Below are 15804 nucleotides of genomic sequence, written 5' to 3'. Positions count from 1 at the left end.
TGTTGACGCAATGATTTTATAAGGCCAAATATGCAATTGCAGAAATTGATTAAAAAACTCAATTTTGCTATTGAGCTTAAAAAAAATATGTTAAAACAATAGAAGCTTATTTAACTCGTTTTTTGACGAGTAATCTCAATTTTTATATTAATAATTCATATATTTAATGAATTAAAAAAATATTACGATCTCTTAAGAGGGTGTCTATGCAACTTGTTGCTGGTGGGAATATTGGTTTAGTCTCTGAGACTGTTGAAATACTCATAAAAACAAGTGTTTCTACACAAATTGAGCTTGATCTTACGGCATATCTTTTAGCACAAAGTACGCAAAAAGTGCGGGGTGACCAAGATATGATTTTCTATGGACAGCCTCAAACTCCGAATCAGAGTGTTGTTTTAGTTCAATCTAGTTCAAATGATCCCTATTTAACTCAACTTAAAATTAATACAGCATTGCTTGATCCAGAAATTCAAAAAGTTACCTTATGTGCAACGCTCAATGAACCGAATAATTTTAGTCGAATAGCTCCTATTCAGATGGAACTTTTATCGGGTAGTCAAATGATCGCCAATGCAGTCGTAGAGACTCAAGCCAAAACTGAAAAAGCCTTAATTTTGGCTGAGGTGTATAAGCATAACGATAAGTGGAAATTTAGATTTATCAATCAAGGCTTTAATGGCGGTTTGAAACCTTTGGCTGAAAACTTTGGTGTGGTGATTGAAGAGACTCAAAGTAACATTCTACCAACACCAACACCAACACCAACAAAGTCGAGTCTTAATTTGTCAAAAATTAAGTTAGATAAAAATAATTCTAGAATTAATTTAACTAAAAAAGGTGCAGGTTTTGGCAAAATTTCGGTGAATTTAAACTGGAATAAATCCGCAGCTAAATCAGAATCCTTTTTCCAAAAATTAACCCGTTCTAATTCAATCGACCTAGATTTAGGGGCAATGGTGCAGCTTAAAGATGGCAGTATTGATTTAGTCCAACCGCTTGGAAATCGCTTTGGTCATTTTGAACAAGTCCCTTATATCAAATTAGATGCAGATGACCGTACAGGCGCATCTATTAATGGTGAAAATTTATATATTAATGGCAATCAATGGGATCGCATTGAGCGAATTGTCATCTATGCTTATATTTATGAAGGTGCAGCACAATGGGCAGCAACAGATGGCGTAGTAACCATCCGTCTTCCTGATCAACCTGAAATTGAGGTGCGTTTAACCGAAGGTAATCAATTAACGACTTGTGCAATTGTAGAATTAAAAAATATAAATGGCGAAATTCAAGCCAATCGAGAAGTCCGTTATTTCAAAGACCAACAATTTTTAGATCAGTTTTATCGCTTTGGTTTCCGTTGGACTCAAGGCTCAAAAGATTAACCGTATCAATTTAATTTACATGTAATAAAGAAGAGGGAAAATTATGGCGATTTCATTAAATAAAGGTGGAAATCTATCTTTAAGTAAAACAGATCCATCACTCAACCAAGTCTTGATTGGGCTGGGTTGGGATGCTCGGGCTACTGATGGCGCAGATTTTGATTTGGATGCTTCGGCATTTTTATTGGCTGCAAACGACAAAGTTCGTGGTGAAACAGATTTTATTTTTTATAACCAAACGCGCTCTCCAGAAGGTTCTGTAGAACATACTGGCGATAACCGTACGGGTGCAGGTGATGGTGATGATGAAGCCGTTAAAATTGATTTGGCTAAAGTACCTACTGAAGTTCAAAAAATTGCCATTACCGTCACCATTCATGATGCAGAAAGCCGTGGTCAAAATTTTGGACAAGTGCAAAATGCGTTTATTCGCGTCGTCAATGATCAAACGAATGTTGAAATTGTACGTTTTGACTTAAATGAAGATTACTCGACAGAAACAGCGATGATTTTTGGCGAGTTATATCGTCATAACGGTGAATGGAAGTTCAGAGCTGTAGGCCAAGGTTATAACGGTGGTTTAAGTGCCATGTGCCGTCAATATGGCATCAGTATTTAAACGCTATTTTTAGGTGAAAAATGAAACATTTCCGTTTTTCGATAATCTTTAGCATTATCTGCTTGGCCATTTCAGCCTATTGGGGTTTTACCCATGGTCCCCAAGCAGGCTTAATGGCAATGTTCAAAGTATTGGCTATTACTGCAATTTTAGCGGTCATGGAGGTATCACTCTCCTTTGATAATGCAGTCGTCAATGCCTCTGTATTGAAACATTGGAACCAATTTTGGCGTACCCTGTTTTTAACAGTGGGGATTATCGTTGCTGTATTTGGCATGCGACTAATTTTTCCCTTGCTTATTGTGGGTGTCACAGCCGATATGAGCATGATTGAAGTTGCTCAATTGGCGTTAAATGATCCCAAGTCTTATTCAGAAAAACTGATGGCTCATCATGCTGAAATCGCAGCATTTGGTGGTATGTTCTTATTGTTGGTATTTCTGAATTTCTTGTTTGATGATGAAAAAGATGAACATTGGTTTCATTGGCTTGAATCCAGATTAGCCGATTTAGGCAATATTCAAGCGATTTCAGTCTTCATTTCATTGGTGGTTCTACTTATTCTCGCAAGCTACATCCCTGATGCATCACGTTTGGTGGTAGTGATGGCTGGAATTTGGGGTATTGTCGTCTATGTGGGGGTGAAGGTCATTGGTCATCTATTAGAAGGCAGTAGCAACGATGATGAATCTGAGCAATCAAATGGCGCAACTGCAACAGGTACGATTGTCAAAGGTGGTATTGGCGGTTTCTTATATTTAGAAGTATTAGATGCCTCTTTTAGTTTCGATGGTGTAATCGGTGCTTTTGCAATTACCAGTGATGTGGTAATTATTATGCTGGGTCTTGCCATTGGTGCGATGTTTGTCCGTTCAATGACCATTTACCTTGTTGAAAAAGGTACGCTTGATGCTTATGTATATTTAGAACATGGTGCACATTATGCAATTGGTGCACTTGCGTTCATTATGCTGGCGAGCGGCACAGGACTACATATTCCAGAGGTTATTACAGGATTGGTGGGGGTTGCCTTCATTGTTTGGGCGGTTATCTCTTCAATTTCATATAGTAAAAAGCAACAATCTTCATAAACGAAAGTTAAGGAAACAAAAATGGCTATTAATTTATCAAAAGGCGGAAATATCAATCTTTCCAAAACTGCTCCGACAATGAATAAAGTCGACTTGGGTTTAGGTTGGAATCCACGCGCAACTGATGGTAAAGCATTCGATCTAGATGCTGTCGCATTCTTAACAGGTGAGGATGGTAAAGTTCGTTTAGATGGTGAATTTATTTTCTTCAATCAAAAAACATCACCATGCGGATCGGTTAACCATAAAGGCGATAACCGTACTGGCGATGGTGAGGGCGATGATGAAACAATTTCTGTAGACCTTTCTAAGGTTCCTCAAGAAGTTGTAAAAATTGTCTTTGCTGTGACCATTCATGAAGGACAGCAAAATGGTCAAAACTTCGGTATGGTTGATAAAGCCTATATCCGTGTGATTAACCAAGATGCGAATGCAGAAGAATTGGCTCGTTTTGATTTATCTGAAGATGGTAGCACTGAAGTTGCGATGATTTTTGGTGAATTATATCGTCACAATGGTGAATGGAAATTCAAAGCAGTCGGTCAAGGCTTTAATGGTGGCCTTGGCGCTTTAGCAGCAAGTTATGGTGTTGCAGTTTAAGTAAGTAAATGAAGTACTAAAAGAGTCATCTTTTAGTACTTGAAAGTAATTAATTGATATAGATCTATTTATATTGAATTATTTTCAAGTACTAAATTAGAGAATCAAAATGCAGTTAGTTTCTGGACAAAAAATAGCGCTAAATCAACTGATTGAAAATGATACGACATTTACTTTACGTGTGTATTTTAACGCATCATTTGATGTAGATATCTCAAGTTTTGCTGTGGGACAGAACGATAAACTTTTCCATGATGATTATATGACCTTTTATAATCAACCTCAGACACCTTACGGTGAAGTGCAATATCGTCAGCAAGAAAATTTGAATTTATTTACTTTTGATTTAAGTAAAATCAACGTAGCACAGACCCCACGATTTGTGATTTGTGCAACAGTGGCGAATGATCAAGCCATGATGCAAAATATTGAAAGTGGTCAAATTTCCCTTGTGAATCAGCAAGGCGAAGTTTTGGCAAATTACCAATTAAATCCATCAAATTTTAGCCAAGAAAAAGCAGTCATGCTGACTGAAATTTACTTTAAAAATGATCTGTGGCGAATGGCTGCTATCGGACAAGGCTTTAATGGCGGATTAAAGGCTTTGGTTGGTTATTTTGGTGGGGAGGTTGCTGAAGAGATCTCTTCTCCTATCCATCCCGCTGCTAAACTTGATTTAAAGAAAAAAGTGATTTTAGATAAAATTGAAAATGTGGCGCCACATCTATTAGATCTTACTAAAAAATCATTGATTAGTTTAGAAAAAAACAATTTGTTGGGCATCAAAGCGCGTGTTGCTTTGGTTCTCGATTATTCAGGTTCAATGAACCAACAATATAAATCGGGTGATGTACAACAAGTGCTAGACCGAATTATGCCTTTGGCTTTGAATTTTGATGATGATGGGGGTTTTGAGTGCTGGGCATTTGCAGAAAAAGCACTACGTTTAAATGATGTGCGTCTTGATAATTTAAATAACTATATAGCTTCAGAACAAGGAGGCTATAAAAAATGGAATGCGGGAGCTGGCTATAATAATGAGCCTGCCGTTCTTGAAGAAGTATTGGCTTATTTTAATAAAGACAGTTCATCAAACTTACCTGTCTATATTGTTTTTATTTCTGATGGTGGTGTTTCTGAAGCGAGAAAAATTAAGAAAATTTTACAAGAGGCATCATCACAACCTATATTTTGGCAATTTGTAGGTATTGGGGGGCGAAATTACGGTGTGTTAGAAAAATTAGATACCATGGAAGGCCGAGTGGTAGATAATTGTAATTTCTTTAAAATAGATAATATTAAAAGTATTTCTGAATCAATGTTATACGATTTTTTACTTCAAGAATTTCCGATATGGTTAACAGAAGCAAAAAATAAAAATATCGTGAGTGGATAGGTAAATATAATGGCAGAATTTAATCTTGTTGGCAGCCCAGAACCTTTTTTACATGTCAGTATGAAGCAAGGTGAAGCAATCTATTGTGAATCTGATGCCATGGTTATGGTTGAGCAGAATCTTGAGGTTGGCGGTAAATTACGTGGCGGAATTTTCCAAGCATTTATGCGTAAATTTACCTCTGGAGAGTCTTTGTTTCAACAGCAAATTAAAGCCGTGAAGGGTGCAGGAGAGTGTCTATTATCACCGAATTTGGATGGTGATATGCAGATTCTGGATGTGGGTCAACGACAGTATATTTTATCTGATGGCTCTTTTGTTGCAGCAACCGAACACACCATGATCAAAGCAAAAGTGCAAAGTAATATAGGCGGTGCATTGTTTGGAGGCACGGGCGGTTTTGTGGTCATGGAAACCAGTGGGCAGGGTAAAGTGTGTATTTCTGGTAGTGGAACTTTACTCGAACTGGATATTACACCAGAGCAAGGTGAAGTCACCATCGACAATGGTCATGTTACCGCTTGGGATGCATCGTTAAATTATAATATTGGCATTCCAAGTTCAGGCAGTGGTGGTTTTGTTGGCAATATCGTCAATAGCTTTACCAGTGGTGAAGGTTTAGTGATTAAGTTCCGTGGGCATGGCAAAGTGATTGTGTGTTCACGTAATCGTGCGAGTTATTTACAGTGGTTAGCTACGGCTTTAGGTCGTGGTCATTCAAATTCAAACTGAGGTGAATTATCAATGGGCATTAGTTTAGTTAAAGGTCAAAAAATTTCTTTAGAGAAAGGTGATGGTTCATCTTTAACTAAAATATTTCTTGGCGCAGGTTGGGATGTCGCAAAAAAAGGCGGTTTACTGGGTATGTTTGGTGGCGGTGGGGACTCAATCGATCTCGATGCCTCTGCAATCCTTTTTGATGAGAATAACAAAGCTTTAGATAGCATTTGGTTCGGTCAATTACAGAGTCGTGATGGCAGTATCAAACATTCTGGTGACAATCGTACTGGTGATGGCGCAGGTGATGATGAGGCGATTCATGTGGATCTGACTCAAGTTCCTAGCCAAGTAAAATCAATTGTATTTACCATCAGTAGTTTTCGTGGGCAGACCTTCGAGAAAGTTGAAAATGCTTTTTGCCGTGTAGTTGATGCGACCACAAATGTTGAAATTGCAAAATATAATCTTTCAGCAAAAGGTAATTATACCGCGTTAATTATTGCTAAAGTTTATCGTCACAATGGTGCATGGAAAATGTCTGCATTAGGCGAAACCTGTAATGGCAAAACAATTCAGGATATGATTCCATCCATTTTACCTATTTTATAAAGTAGTTTAATTTCGTTAAAGTGGCTTGATGAATCAAAAACTTGGTTTGTCAGGCTTTTTAAGTATCTATGACTTTGTTTTATAATTTTTTTAAGATGAAACCATTAAATTTGAAGTTTTAGAGTCGTTCGCTTAAGCAGAATTGAGGTAAATTATATTGTGCCAAGAAAGAATCAATCTGCATGAGATAGGTTAACTTAAAAATAGAAAATATATTTAAACATAAAAAAAGCCCCCATCTTTCGATGAGGGCCTTTTTTGAATTTGGAGCGGGAAAAGAGACTCGAACTCTCGACCCCAACCTTGGCAAGGTTATGCTCTACCAACTGAGCTATTCCCGCTTATTGAGCAGTTTTTAATAAAAACTTACACTAAAAAATTTGGAGCGGGAAAAGAGACTCGAACTCTCGACCCCAACCTTGGCAAGGTTATGCTCTACCAACTGAGCTATTCCCGCATGCCGTGTATAATACAGCATGTAAAAATGTGGTCAATCGTTTTGTGAAAAAACTTGTATCAATTGCATAAAATAAAACCATTTTTCTAAAAATGGGTTGTTTTATCAGCAAAGTTGATAGCTGTAAGAAAAATTTGAGCTGGAAAATGATGAATGATTCTGGAACGACAGGCAAAAGATTGAATCAGAACACGTTATACTGAAGCGAGAACTAGAGCCTTTGGGAGTATTATTTTGAATTTAGAACAGCAATTAATTCAACGATTACAAAGTTTGTCACCAAGCCATTTAGAAGTGGTGAATGAGTCATCTGGTCATGGTGGTTATTTCCCAGGTAAAGAGTCACATTTTAAAGTGGTTGTGGTGAGTGATGCTTTTGAAGGATTACGTTTGGTACAGCGTCATCAAAAAATTTATGCTGCCGCAGGCGACTTACTCAGTCCTGGAGCGATTCATGCTTTAGCGATTCATGCTTTTGTTGCTTCGGAATGGCAAGGTCAAGCGACTGCTAGCCCTGAATGTGCGCATGCACCCAAATCTAAATAAGGAATATTGAAAAATGGACATGCAGCTGACGGTTAAAATTGTGCATATGATCAGTGTGACCTTACTGATTGGTGTGGTTATTGCGCGCGCTTTTACTTTATTTGTAGGCGTTCAGGGCAATCAACCGAATCCTGTAGCACGTAAACTTTTTGTGGCATTACAACATCTTTCAATGACTTTAATTGTTTTGACGGGTCTGACCTCTTTAGTTATTAAAAACTTTGAGGTGCAATCATGGTTTTATGCCAAAGTCGTATTATTTCTGGTCTTATTTTCATCTTTAATCAAAGCTTATAAAAAAGATGATCATATTTTATTGCTACAACGTCGTGCAGGCTTAGCCATTGCTGTGGTGGCACTGATTGCGATAATCGGTTTGGTGATGCTAAAGCCTAATTTCGGCTAATTGTTAGACATTATTATTTATGCAGCAATCGGTCTAGGTTAAACTGCAAACAATACATAAATATAAAGCATGGAGGTTATTAATGCGGACACGTGTGGTTTTTAATCAAAAAGGTGGGGTCGGTAAATCTAGTATTGCCGTGAATCTGGCAGCAATCAGTGCATATCAAGGTTTTAAGACCTTGTTAATTGATCTAGATCCACAAGCCAATTCTAGCCAATATTTATTGGGTGATGATGCAACGTATTCGGCGGATAAACCCGCTTTGGAGCCGAATATTGAAAATTATTTTGAAGAAATGCTAGGTACAACACAAAGTAAAGGACTTTTGAGCAACGCGATTGGTTCTATTTTAAAAAATCGTACCAAAGGTTTACAAAGTTATGTGCACTCATCTCCTTTTAAAAATTTAGATGTGATTCCTGCAAGCCCAACGTTGGGTGCGCTGGCCTATGCTTTAGAATCGAAACATAAAATTTATAAATTGCGTGATGCTTTACAGCAGTTGGAGGGAGAATATGAGCGTGTTTATATTGATACACCGCCAGCATTTAACTTTTTTACCCTATCAGCTTTAATTGCTTCGGATCGGGTATTGATTCCTTTTGATTGTGATGTTTTCTCAAAACGTGCTTTACAAACCTTGATTGAAAATGTCATCGAAACACAAGACGATCATAATGATCGCTTGGAAATTGAAGGTATTGTGGTGAATCAATTTCAAGCACAAGCAAAATTACCACGTGAAGTGGTACAGCAACTTAAAGATGAAGGTTTACCCGTTTTAGCCAGCATGTTGCCGCCGTCAATTTTGATGAAGGAATCTCATTTTAAAAATCAGCCTCTCATTCATTTGGCTACTGATCATAAATTGACGCAAGCCTATCAATCGTTGTTCAATGAAATTGAGCAAAATAAGATTTGAGATTTCCTATGAAAAAAATTTATGTCAGCCTATTCATGGCAAGTAGCGTTTTATTAGGTGCATGTGCGACCACAGTAAAGCCGACTTATATATCACCCACGCAGTATCAAGCTTTGAACTGCCAACAATTACAAAGTGAATATAACCGTATTCAGCAATATGTCGATAATGGTGTGCAACCCGCTAAGCGTACTGGCGTAGGTGTTGGTGTTGGATTAGGTGGGGGCTGGGGCAGTCGTGGCGGTTGGGGCATTGGTCCAAGTGTTTCAGTAAACATGGGGCAGTCTTCTAATACGAAAAATACTGAATTAGCACGTCTTTTAGGCGAGCAAGAAGCTGTGGTTCAAGCGGCAAAATTCAAAAATTGTCCCATTATTATTCGTAATAAAGCGCAATAATGGTCGTAAGGATCACTCTGTTGTTACTCTTTGAGAAACAGCAGAGTGATAAAATATTAGCAAAATGTTTCAAATATATATTTTAAATATCAATTACTTAATTGTTTTTAAAGTGATATTTAAACGCATGAAGTCATATTTTTTGATCGAAAGACTTGTCACTTTTTATGACTTTCATATAAGGTGTGTCACTGTTTAATGGTGATGTTAGGTCTGTATGATTGAGAGTTGGCTTTTTGTATTGGCAGTGATTGCGGTTCTGATGATTCCCGGTCCGACCAATGCATTACTTGCAAGCTCGGCACATCAAAAAGGGCTGGCAAAAACCAGCCTTTTTATTCCAGCAGAGCTATTGGGTTATTTTTATGCCATTAATTTGTGGGCATTATTTATCCATTTATGTAGTCCAACGTGGCCACATTTAATCAACTTATTACATTTACTCAGTGCGCTGTATGTTTTTTGGCTGGCTTTTCATTTATGGAAAACATCCCATTTGGAACAGCATAGTCAACGCTATCCATCTATTCGACCTCGCCAACTGTTCTTTTCGACCTTAAAAAATCCAAAAGCTTTATTGTTTGCTGCGGGCGTATTGCCGCCTGAAACTTGGCAGAATCCGAGCAATTTTATTTTAGTTTTTGCAGTCTTTGCTTTGGTACTTTTACCAACGGTGATGTTTTGGATGTCTTTTGGACGTGCGATTTTGGCAGATCAATCCAAGCAAAAAAAAGCCGATCTTTTATATAAAGGATCGGCCATGTTATTGCTGCTGTGTATGTTGCCCGTGGTGATGCGGTTTTTTTAACGCTTACACCTTTTATCACACGCGTATTTAATGGTGCTTTTTCAGTTTTTGACGAATGAAACCAATAATACCGGGAAGTACACTGAGAATAATAATGCCAAAAATAAGATGGGTAAAATTGTCTTTGACAATCGGCATATTGCCAAATAAATAGCCCAATGTAATAAATGAACCAACCCAGCAGATTGCACCAATCACATTAAAACTGAGAAAGAATTTGTAATTCATATTGCCTGCACCCGCCACAAATGGAGCGAAAGTGCGAGCGAAAGGAACAAAGCGTGCAAAAATAATGGTCTTGCCACCATGTTTCTCAAAGAATTTTTGCGTGTAATGTAAATGCTTTTTATTAATAAAACGTGATTCCATCTCAAATACACGTGGCCCGATAAGTTTACCAATATGATAATTCAGTGTGTCGCCGAGTACAGCCGCAATAAACAATAGCATCACCAAAACAAAGGGATCCATCACGCCCGTTGAAGCAGCTAGCGCACCTGCGGCAAACAATAAGCTATCACCTGGTAAAAATGGCATGACCACTAAACCCGTTTCTACAAAAATAATTAAGAAAAGAATGGCATAAATCCAGATGCCATAATTGGTGATAAATTCGAGTAAATGGTCATCAACATGTAATATAAAATCAATCAGTTCCATGGGGTCACAGACAGCGAAAATGTGTTGAAATCCTAGCAGTCTAAGGTATGAAAGTCAGTATAAAAACGTAAATAAATTCCAGTTTAATCATTCTATATTTGCAACGATGTATCTACAGATAGCAGCTTTATTCAGCAAAAAAAACAGCCTAGTATGAATCCATCATCACAAAAATATTGAATAGGTCATCTCATGTTAAATCCGAATGTTGTGCTAAAAAATTTGCTTCAAGGCCCACAGGCCGATGCTTTGATCAGTTTCATTGCGCGTGTTTTGATGGCTTATATTTTTATTATTGCAGGCTGGGGGAAAATCACGGCTTATAGTGCAACCGTTGGTTATATGGAGTCGATGGGTGTACCCGGCATTATGCTACCTTTAACCATTTTGGTTGAGTTTGGAGGTGGTCTGGCGTTGTTATTTGGTTTTCAAGCACGCTTTGCTGCATTGGGCTTAGCGATATTTAGTTTGATCACGGCTTTCCTTTTCCATAATGGTGCAGAAGATGGCATCAATTTTATGAAAAATATGGCCATGACGGGTGGGCTATTGTTCTTGATGTTACACGGTGCGGGTAAATTCAGCTTAGATCATCATATTGAAAAATAATAGATGGATTTTGAGCGTTATAAAGGGTGATTTTATCTAGATTCAATGGCCTTGAAATTACAAAAAGTCAGCGTACAGCCAGTGCAAATTTTGTTTAGATAAAATTTTAGCGCACTTTAGAATAGGAAAATAAATATGTATAAGATTTTGATGGTTATTCTATACACCAGTTCTATTTTTACAACGGTAAATACTTGGGCGGGTAAGGATGATCATATTGTTATTCAAGAAGCTGCAAGCAATCAGGTAAAAGTGGCAGAGGTTAAAAATTTAAAAGATGAAACTGCCGTCACTTTGACTGGTACTTTGGTGAAGCATTTAAAGCAAGAGCATTATGAGTTTAATGATGGCACAGGTTTAATTTTACTTGAAATAGATGATGATCTTTGGAAGTCGGCAGGTGTTCAGGTGGGTGACAAAATTATAGCGATTGGTGAAGTAGATAAACATCGTTATAAACCAACCGATATTGAAGTGGTTAAAATAGAAAAAGTGATGGATTGATTGGCATGGAGCACCCGAAAATGGGTGCTTTTTTAGTGCTGAAATATAATGCAATCAATTGAGCGTGCGCCTTGTATGAATGGTGTGCGTCTAGCAGATAAAAATGATAGAATGTCGCGCTTATATTCGTTTGCCTGCATAGTGGTTTATCCATGACTACCAATACCCAAATTACTGAAGATCGCATCCTGATTTTGGATTTCGGTTCTCAATATAGTCAGCTTATTGCACGTCGTGTACGTGAAGCTGGTGTTTATTCTGAAATGTATGCCTATGACATGTCTGAAGAAGACATTCGTGCGTTTAATCCGAACGGTATCATCTTGTCTGGTGGTCCTGAAAGTGTGCATGAAGAAGGTAGTCCACGTGCGCCAGAAGTTGTGTTCAACTTAGGTGTACCTGTATTAGGGATTTGCTATGGTTTACAAACCATGTCAGAGCAACTTGGCGGTAAAGTAGAGCCAGGTACAGTTCATGAGTTTGGTTATGCAGCAGTTGATGTTTTAGTGCGTGATCAGCTTCTTGGTGATTTAAACGATGCTGATTCTGAAAGTGGTGACAACAAACTCAATGTTTGGATGAGCCATGGCGATAAAGTTTCTGCGATCCCTGAAGGTTTCTCAGTCACTGCAAGCACGCCAAGCTGCCCATTTGCAGCAGTAAGCGATGAAAAACGTCGTTTCTACGGTGTACAGTTCCATCCAGAAGTGACCCATACTGCAAAAGGTGCTGAGTTACTGTCTAACTTTGTGCACAGCATTTGTGGATGTCGTAATCTGTGGAACTCTGAAAATATTATTGACCTCCGTGTTGAACAATTACGTCAACAAATTGGCGATCAAAAAGTGCTTTTAGGTCTTTCAGGTGGTGTTGACTCATCTGTAGTGGCGGCACTTTTACACCGTGCGATTGGTGATCAGCTGACTTGCGTATTTGTAGATAACGGTTTACTTCGTTTGAACGAAGGCGAGCAAGTGATGGACATGTTTGCAAAAAACATGGGTATCCGTGTGATTCGTGCCGATGCTGAAGAGCGTTTCTTAACTGCACTGAAAGGTGAAGTGGATCCTGAGAAAAAACGTAAAATCATTGGTCGTGAATTCATTGGCGTATTTGCTGAAGAAGCACGTAAGCTTGATGGCGTAAACTTCCTTGCACAAGGGACAATTTACCCTGACGTGATTGAATCTGCGGCAACTAAAAATGGTAAAGCACACGTGATTAAATCACACCATAACGTGGGTGGTTTGCCAGAAGATTTAGCCTTTGAATTGGTTGAACCAATTCGTGACTTGTTTAAAGATGAAGTCCGTCGTTTAGGTACGACTTTAGGTTTACCGTTTGAGATGCTATATCGTCATCCATTCCCAGGTCCAGGTTTGGGCGTGCGTATTTTGGGTGAAGTGAAAAAAGAATATGCTGACATTCTTCGTCTTGCTGATGATATTTTCATGCAAGAGCTTCGTGCCAGTGGTTGGTATGACAAAACTGCGCAAGCATTTGCTGTGTTCCAACCAGTTAAATCAGTTGGTGTTGTAGGTGATGGTCGTCGTTATGCATGGGTGATTGCGCTTCGTGCAGTTGAAACGGTTGACTTTATGACAGCACGTTTCGCACATCTTCCATATGATTTAGTTGACAAAATTTCGACTCGTATCATGAATGAAATTGTTGACGTTTCACGTGTTGTTTATGACGTGTCGTCTAAGCCACCTGCTACGATTGAGTGGGAATAATTTTCTAACGAAAATTATCTTTAAAAAAGAGCGCTTAGGCGCTCTTTTCTTTTTATACTGTTTGAAAATGGGGATTCAAATTTGAGTTTGTATGTATACACATTATGATCTAATGTTACCTTTGCTTCGTATTATGCAATCACATGATGTGACTTATAGTTTAAAAGAAGCCTATGAAGCGTTACTTCAAGAATTAAAATGTTCAGAAGAAGAACGAAATGAAACAATGGAAGATGGGCGAAATGTCATCTTTTATCGCTTACAATGGGCGAAAACTTACCTCAAAAAAGCAGGATTAATTGATTATTCTAAAAGGGCGCATTTTAATTTATCTAAGGTAGGGAGAGGTTTAGATTTAAAAGGGATTGAAAAAATAGATAAGAAATATTTATCTCGATTTGATAGTTTTAGTGAGTTTAGAAAAATAAATTCAAAAACTGAAAAAGCACAAAAAACTGAAAATATACAAAAAGATAGTGCGAACTCTGAGGAATTAACACCTCCTGAGATTATTTACCAGCAATCAAAAATATTAAGTAATGATCTGAAAGATGAGTTATTGAATTTAATTAAAAACAATTCGCCATCATTTTTTGAAAGATTAGTTGTCGATTTACTGGTTGCTATGGGTTATGGCGGTTCACATCAAGATGCAGCTCAAGCGATTGGTAAAACCAACGATGGTGGTATCGATGGTGTGATTAGTGAAGATCGTTTAGGTTTAGATAAAATCTATATTCAAGCTAAGCGCTGGGAAAATACTGTCGGACGTCCTGATATTCAACAATTCAAAGGTGCTTTGGCGGATCAAGTTGCGAAAAAAGGTGTTTTTATAACGACTTCAAGTTTCAGTAAAGAAGCAATTGAATCTGCTAAAAAATCGGGAATTGTGTTCATTGATGGTGAGAAGCTCACATCACTGATGATTGAGTTTGGCTTAGGTGTTCAAATCGAACGTAGCTTCCATATCTACAAAATTGATCAGGATCGTTTTGACGAAGAAAATTTTTAGTTATTTATACGTATAAATGGCGACTTGATTACGCCCATTTTTCTTGGCTTCATAGAGTGCAATATCTGCATTTTTAATCAGTAAATTTAAATCGTTTTGTTGTGGTTGCAGTTGAGAGATACCAATGGACACGGTAAAGTTAAAAAAGAATTTATTTTGAACACAAATTTGATGGTTTTCAATTTTCTGGCATAAGCGATTGGCAATAATAATTGCTTCATCCAGTGTGGTATTGGGCAGTAATGCAATAAATTCCTCACCTCCAAAACGAGCGAGTACATCGGTATGGCGCATTTCTTGGCGAGAAATCTCGGCCAGTATACGAAGAACCTCATCCCCGACATCATGACCGTAGGTATCATTAATTTTTTTAAAAAAATCGATATCAAACATGAGTAAGCAGGCTAAATTATATTTTGGCCATTTCTGAATGGTTTTCTCAGCCATTTGCATAAATTGTCTACGATTATTGAGTTGGGTTAATTCATCGGTATGAGCGAGTTGACATAAAGCGTAATAATTCCAATCATTTAATAAAACGCGTAAAAAATTTCGTTTTGAATTTAAAGTATTATTCCAACTGATATACATGCTGAGTAATAAAACGGGGATATATGTTAATGAAAATAGAATGGTTTCTTGAAAACTGACTAAGTTAAATACCCCTGCAAAAATGACCGCACTAATGAGTAAAGAGGTAAATATGGAATATCGAAAGGAGACTTGTATACATAAATTTCCCAATAAAATAAAAATAACAGAAGCATAGATATAGGTATGAACGAGCGGACTCTGTGATAAATATAATAGTCCTAACCAAATGACCGCGGCTATTGCGACATAAATAGGCAGTAAACTGTCTAAAATATTAATATTTTTACAGTAACGGAAGAAGAAGATATTGATGAATATTGCGCCTAGTACCAGACCGAGCCGTGAGATGGCAGAAATCATAACGATTTCAGGTAATAAGAACCAATCTACAAAAAAATAGATTAAAAATGTAAGTTGACCAATGTAATTAACGTATTTTAAAAATTGTCGTTGGTGTTTATTTTGATAGTTTAAGTAATATTGCTGAAATTGTACTGGAATACGCGTGATAGGAGCATCTAATGCCTGTTCTATTATTTTTCGATTTTCAGCACTACATACCTGCTCTGGTAAAATATAAGCAGTTTCATGGTTGAATTTTTTTTCTCTAGGTGTTTTAAAATGATGACTATTTTTATCATTTTTGTCACGAGAGCTTTTTTGATCTCTCCTAAACATTTAAATCAGCCCTGTATGGGGTGTACGTAAAGATCATATGCTGAA

General features: G+C 37.5%; 18 protein-coding genes and 2 tRNA genes. 16 read left to right on the top strand and 4 right to left on the bottom strand.

From position 1 onward, the window contains the following. Nucleotides 1-206 precede the first annotated feature (206 nt). The 7 genes from B9T24_RS05775 (at nt 207) to B9T24_RS05745 (ending at nt 6426) form a co-directional block, all read left to right on the top strand. On the top strand, nt 207-1391 hold the full coding sequence (locus B9T24_RS05775) for a TerD family protein (protein WP_086164900.1): 1185 nt from the start codon (nt 207-209) through the stop codon (nt 1389-1391). Nucleotides 1392-1434: 43 nt separating this feature from the next. After that, nucleotides 1435-2010, top strand: a complete 576-nt coding sequence (locus B9T24_RS05770; protein WP_086164899.1) for a TerD family protein — start codon at nt 1435-1437, stop codon at nt 2008-2010. Nucleotides 2011-2030: 20 nt separating this feature from the next. Beyond that, nucleotides 2031-3101: a DUF475 domain-containing protein gene (locus B9T24_RS05765; RefSeq protein WP_086164898.1), complete on the top strand. Its 1071-nt coding sequence runs from the start codon at nt 2031-2033 to the stop codon at nt 3099-3101. Nucleotides 3102-3122: 21 nt separating this feature from the next. Then, nucleotides 3123-3701, top strand: a complete 579-nt coding sequence (locus tag B9T24_RS05760) for a TerD family protein (protein WP_086164897.1) — start codon at nt 3123-3125, stop codon at nt 3699-3701. A gap of 109 nt (nt 3702-3810) precedes the next feature. Beyond that, nucleotides 3811-5097 carry a vWA domain-containing protein gene (locus B9T24_RS05755; RefSeq protein ID WP_086164896.1) on the top strand — a complete coding sequence of 429 codons (1287 nt, stop codon included), beginning with the start codon at nt 3811-3813 and terminating at the stop codon, nt 5095-5097. A 9-nt stretch (nt 5098-5106) separates the two neighbouring features. After that, complete coding sequence (locus B9T24_RS05750) at nt 5107-5829, top strand: TIGR00266 family protein (protein ID WP_086164895.1); 723 nt, start codon at nt 5107-5109, stop codon at nt 5827-5829. A gap of 12 nt (nt 5830-5841) precedes the next feature. Further along, nucleotides 5842-6426 carry a TerD family protein gene (locus B9T24_RS05745; protein ID WP_086164894.1) on the top strand — a complete coding sequence of 195 codons (585 nt, stop codon included), beginning with the start codon at nt 5842-5844 and terminating at the stop codon, nt 6424-6426. 265 nt (nt 6427-6691) lie between these two features. On the opposite strand, the gene B9T24_RS05740 is transcribed toward B9T24_RS05745, so the two are convergent. Together B9T24_RS05740 and B9T24_RS05735 are read right to left on the bottom strand one after the other, a co-directional pair. Then, nucleotides 6692-6767, bottom strand: a tRNA-Gly gene (locus B9T24_RS05740). Between the two features lie 40 nt (nt 6768-6807). Then, nucleotides 6808-6883, bottom strand: a tRNA-Gly gene (locus tag B9T24_RS05735). A 234-nt stretch (nt 6884-7117) separates the two neighbouring features. Here B9T24_RS05735 and B9T24_RS05730 point away from each other — a divergent pair. From B9T24_RS05730 to B9T24_RS05710, 5 genes are all read left to right on the top strand, one after another. Next, entirely contained in the window at nt 7118-7429 is a 312-nt protein-coding gene (locus tag B9T24_RS05730; protein ID WP_086164893.1) for a BolA family protein, read from the top strand. A 13-nt stretch (nt 7430-7442) separates the two neighbouring features. Further along, the gene (locus B9T24_RS05725; protein ID WP_086164892.1) at nt 7443-7835 is read left to right on the top strand and encodes a SirB2 family protein; all 393 of its coding nucleotides are present in this window, start codon (nt 7443-7445) and stop codon (nt 7833-7835) included. Nucleotides 7836-7917: 82 nt separating this feature from the next. Further along, nucleotides 7918-8760 (top strand): ParA family protein, encoded by an 843-nt coding sequence (locus tag B9T24_RS05720; RefSeq protein WP_086164891.1) that lies wholly within the window; start codon nt 7918-7920, stop codon nt 8758-8760. An 8-nt stretch (nt 8761-8768) separates the two neighbouring features. Beyond that, nucleotides 8769-9158 carry a hypothetical protein gene (locus tag B9T24_RS05715; protein WP_086164890.1) on the top strand — a complete coding sequence of 130 codons (390 nt, stop codon included), beginning with the start codon at nt 8769-8771 and terminating at the stop codon, nt 9156-9158. Between the two features lie 217 nt (nt 9159-9375). Beyond that, nucleotides 9376-9966 carry a LysE family translocator gene (locus B9T24_RS05710; protein ID WP_086164889.1) on the top strand — a complete coding sequence of 197 codons (591 nt, stop codon included), beginning with the start codon at nt 9376-9378 and terminating at the stop codon, nt 9964-9966. 27 nt (nt 9967-9993) lie between these two features. On the opposite strand, the gene B9T24_RS05705 is transcribed toward B9T24_RS05710, so the two are convergent. After that, the gene (locus B9T24_RS05705) at nt 9994-10626 is read right to left on the bottom strand and encodes a DedA family protein (RefSeq protein WP_086164888.1); all 633 of its coding nucleotides are present in this window, start codon (nt 10624-10626) and stop codon (nt 9994-9996) included. Nucleotides 10627-10818: 192 nt separating this feature from the next. Here B9T24_RS05705 and B9T24_RS05700 point away from each other — a divergent pair, with 192 nt between their 5' ends. The 4 genes from B9T24_RS05700 to B9T24_RS05685 all read left to right on the top strand — a co-directional run bounded on the left by B9T24_RS05700 (nt 10819) and on the right by B9T24_RS05685 (nt 14487). Beyond that, nucleotides 10819-11235, top strand: a complete 417-nt coding sequence (locus tag B9T24_RS05700; RefSeq protein WP_086164887.1) for a DoxX family protein — start codon at nt 10819-10821, stop codon at nt 11233-11235. A gap of 135 nt (nt 11236-11370) precedes the next feature. Beyond that, nucleotides 11371-11739, top strand: coding sequence for a NirD/YgiW/YdeI family stress tolerance protein (locus B9T24_RS05695; protein ID WP_086164886.1), 369 nt, complete (start codon nt 11371-11373; stop codon nt 11737-11739). 152 nt (nt 11740-11891) lie between these two features. Continuing rightward, the gene (gene guaA / locus B9T24_RS05690) at nt 11892-13475 is read left to right on the top strand and encodes a glutamine-hydrolyzing GMP synthase (protein WP_086164885.1); all 1584 of its coding nucleotides are present in this window, start codon (nt 11892-11894) and stop codon (nt 13473-13475) included. Between the two features lie 91 nt (nt 13476-13566). Further along, nucleotides 13567-14487, top strand: coding sequence for a restriction endonuclease (locus tag B9T24_RS05685; protein ID WP_086164884.1), 921 nt, complete (start codon nt 13567-13569; stop codon nt 14485-14487). On the opposite strand, the gene B9T24_RS05680 is transcribed toward B9T24_RS05685, so the two are convergent. Beyond that, nucleotides 14488-15759 (bottom strand): GGDEF domain-containing protein, encoded by a 1272-nt coding sequence (locus tag B9T24_RS05680; protein ID WP_086164883.1) that lies wholly within the window; start codon nt 15757-15759, stop codon nt 14488-14490. Nucleotides 15760-15804: the final 45 nt, after the last annotated feature.

The sequence above is a fragment of the Acinetobacter sp. ANC 4654 genome (assembly GCF_002135425.1).
GTDB lineage: Bacteria > Pseudomonadota > Gammaproteobacteria > Pseudomonadales > Moraxellaceae > Acinetobacter > Acinetobacter kyonggiensis.
This window is presented reverse-complemented; position numbering and strand designations above follow the sequence as displayed.

Bases quoted from the DNA above. Each gene is read 5' to 3' on its own strand.
- B9T24_RS05775 (WP_086164900.1), top strand. From the start codon at position 207: ATGCAACTTGTTGCTGGTGGGAATATTGGTTTAGTCTCTGAGACTGTT.
- B9T24_RS05770 (WP_086164899.1), top strand. From the start codon at position 1,435: ATGGCGATTTCATTAAATAAAGGTGGAAATCTATCTTTAAGTAAAACA.
- B9T24_RS05765 (WP_086164898.1), top strand. From the start codon at position 2,031: ATGAAACATTTCCGTTTTTCGATAATCTTTAGCATTATCTGCTTGGCC.
- B9T24_RS05760 (WP_086164897.1), top strand. From the start codon at position 3,123: ATGGCTATTAATTTATCAAAAGGCGGAAATATCAATCTTTCCAAAACT.
- B9T24_RS05755 (WP_086164896.1), top strand. From the start codon at position 3,811: ATGCAGTTAGTTTCTGGACAAAAAATAGCGCTAAATCAACTGATTGAA.
- B9T24_RS05750 (WP_086164895.1), top strand. From the start codon at position 5,107: ATGGCAGAATTTAATCTTGTTGGCAGCCCAGAACCTTTTTTACATGTC.
- B9T24_RS05745 (WP_086164894.1), top strand. From the start codon at position 5,842: ATGGGCATTAGTTTAGTTAAAGGTCAAAAAATTTCTTTAGAGAAAGGT.
- B9T24_RS05725 (WP_086164892.1), top strand. From the start codon at position 7,443: ATGGACATGCAGCTGACGGTTAAAATTGTGCATATGATCAGTGTGACC.
- B9T24_RS05720 (WP_086164891.1), top strand. From the start codon at position 7,918: ATGCGGACACGTGTGGTTTTTAATCAAAAAGGTGGGGTCGGTAAATCT.
- B9T24_RS05715 (WP_086164890.1), top strand. From the start codon at position 8,769: ATGAAAAAAATTTATGTCAGCCTATTCATGGCAAGTAGCGTTTTATTA.
- B9T24_RS05710 (WP_086164889.1), top strand. From the start codon at position 9,376: ATGATTGAGAGTTGGCTTTTTGTATTGGCAGTGATTGCGGTTCTGATG.
- B9T24_RS05705 (WP_086164888.1), bottom strand. From the start codon at position 10,626: ATGGAACTGATTGATTTTATATTACATGTTGATGACCATTTACTCGAA.
- B9T24_RS05700 (WP_086164887.1), top strand. From the start codon at position 10,819: ATGTTAAATCCGAATGTTGTGCTAAAAAATTTGCTTCAAGGCCCACAG.
- B9T24_RS05695 (WP_086164886.1), top strand. From the start codon at position 11,371: ATGTATAAGATTTTGATGGTTATTCTATACACCAGTTCTATTTTTACA.
- guaA (WP_086164885.1), top strand. From the start codon at position 11,892: ATGACTACCAATACCCAAATTACTGAAGATCGCATCCTGATTTTGGAT.
- B9T24_RS05685 (WP_086164884.1), top strand. From the start codon at position 13,567: ATGTATACACATTATGATCTAATGTTACCTTTGCTTCGTATTATGCAA.
- B9T24_RS05680 (WP_086164883.1), bottom strand. From the start codon at position 15,759: ATGTTTAGGAGAGATCAAAAAAGCTCTCGTGACAAAAATGATAAAAAT.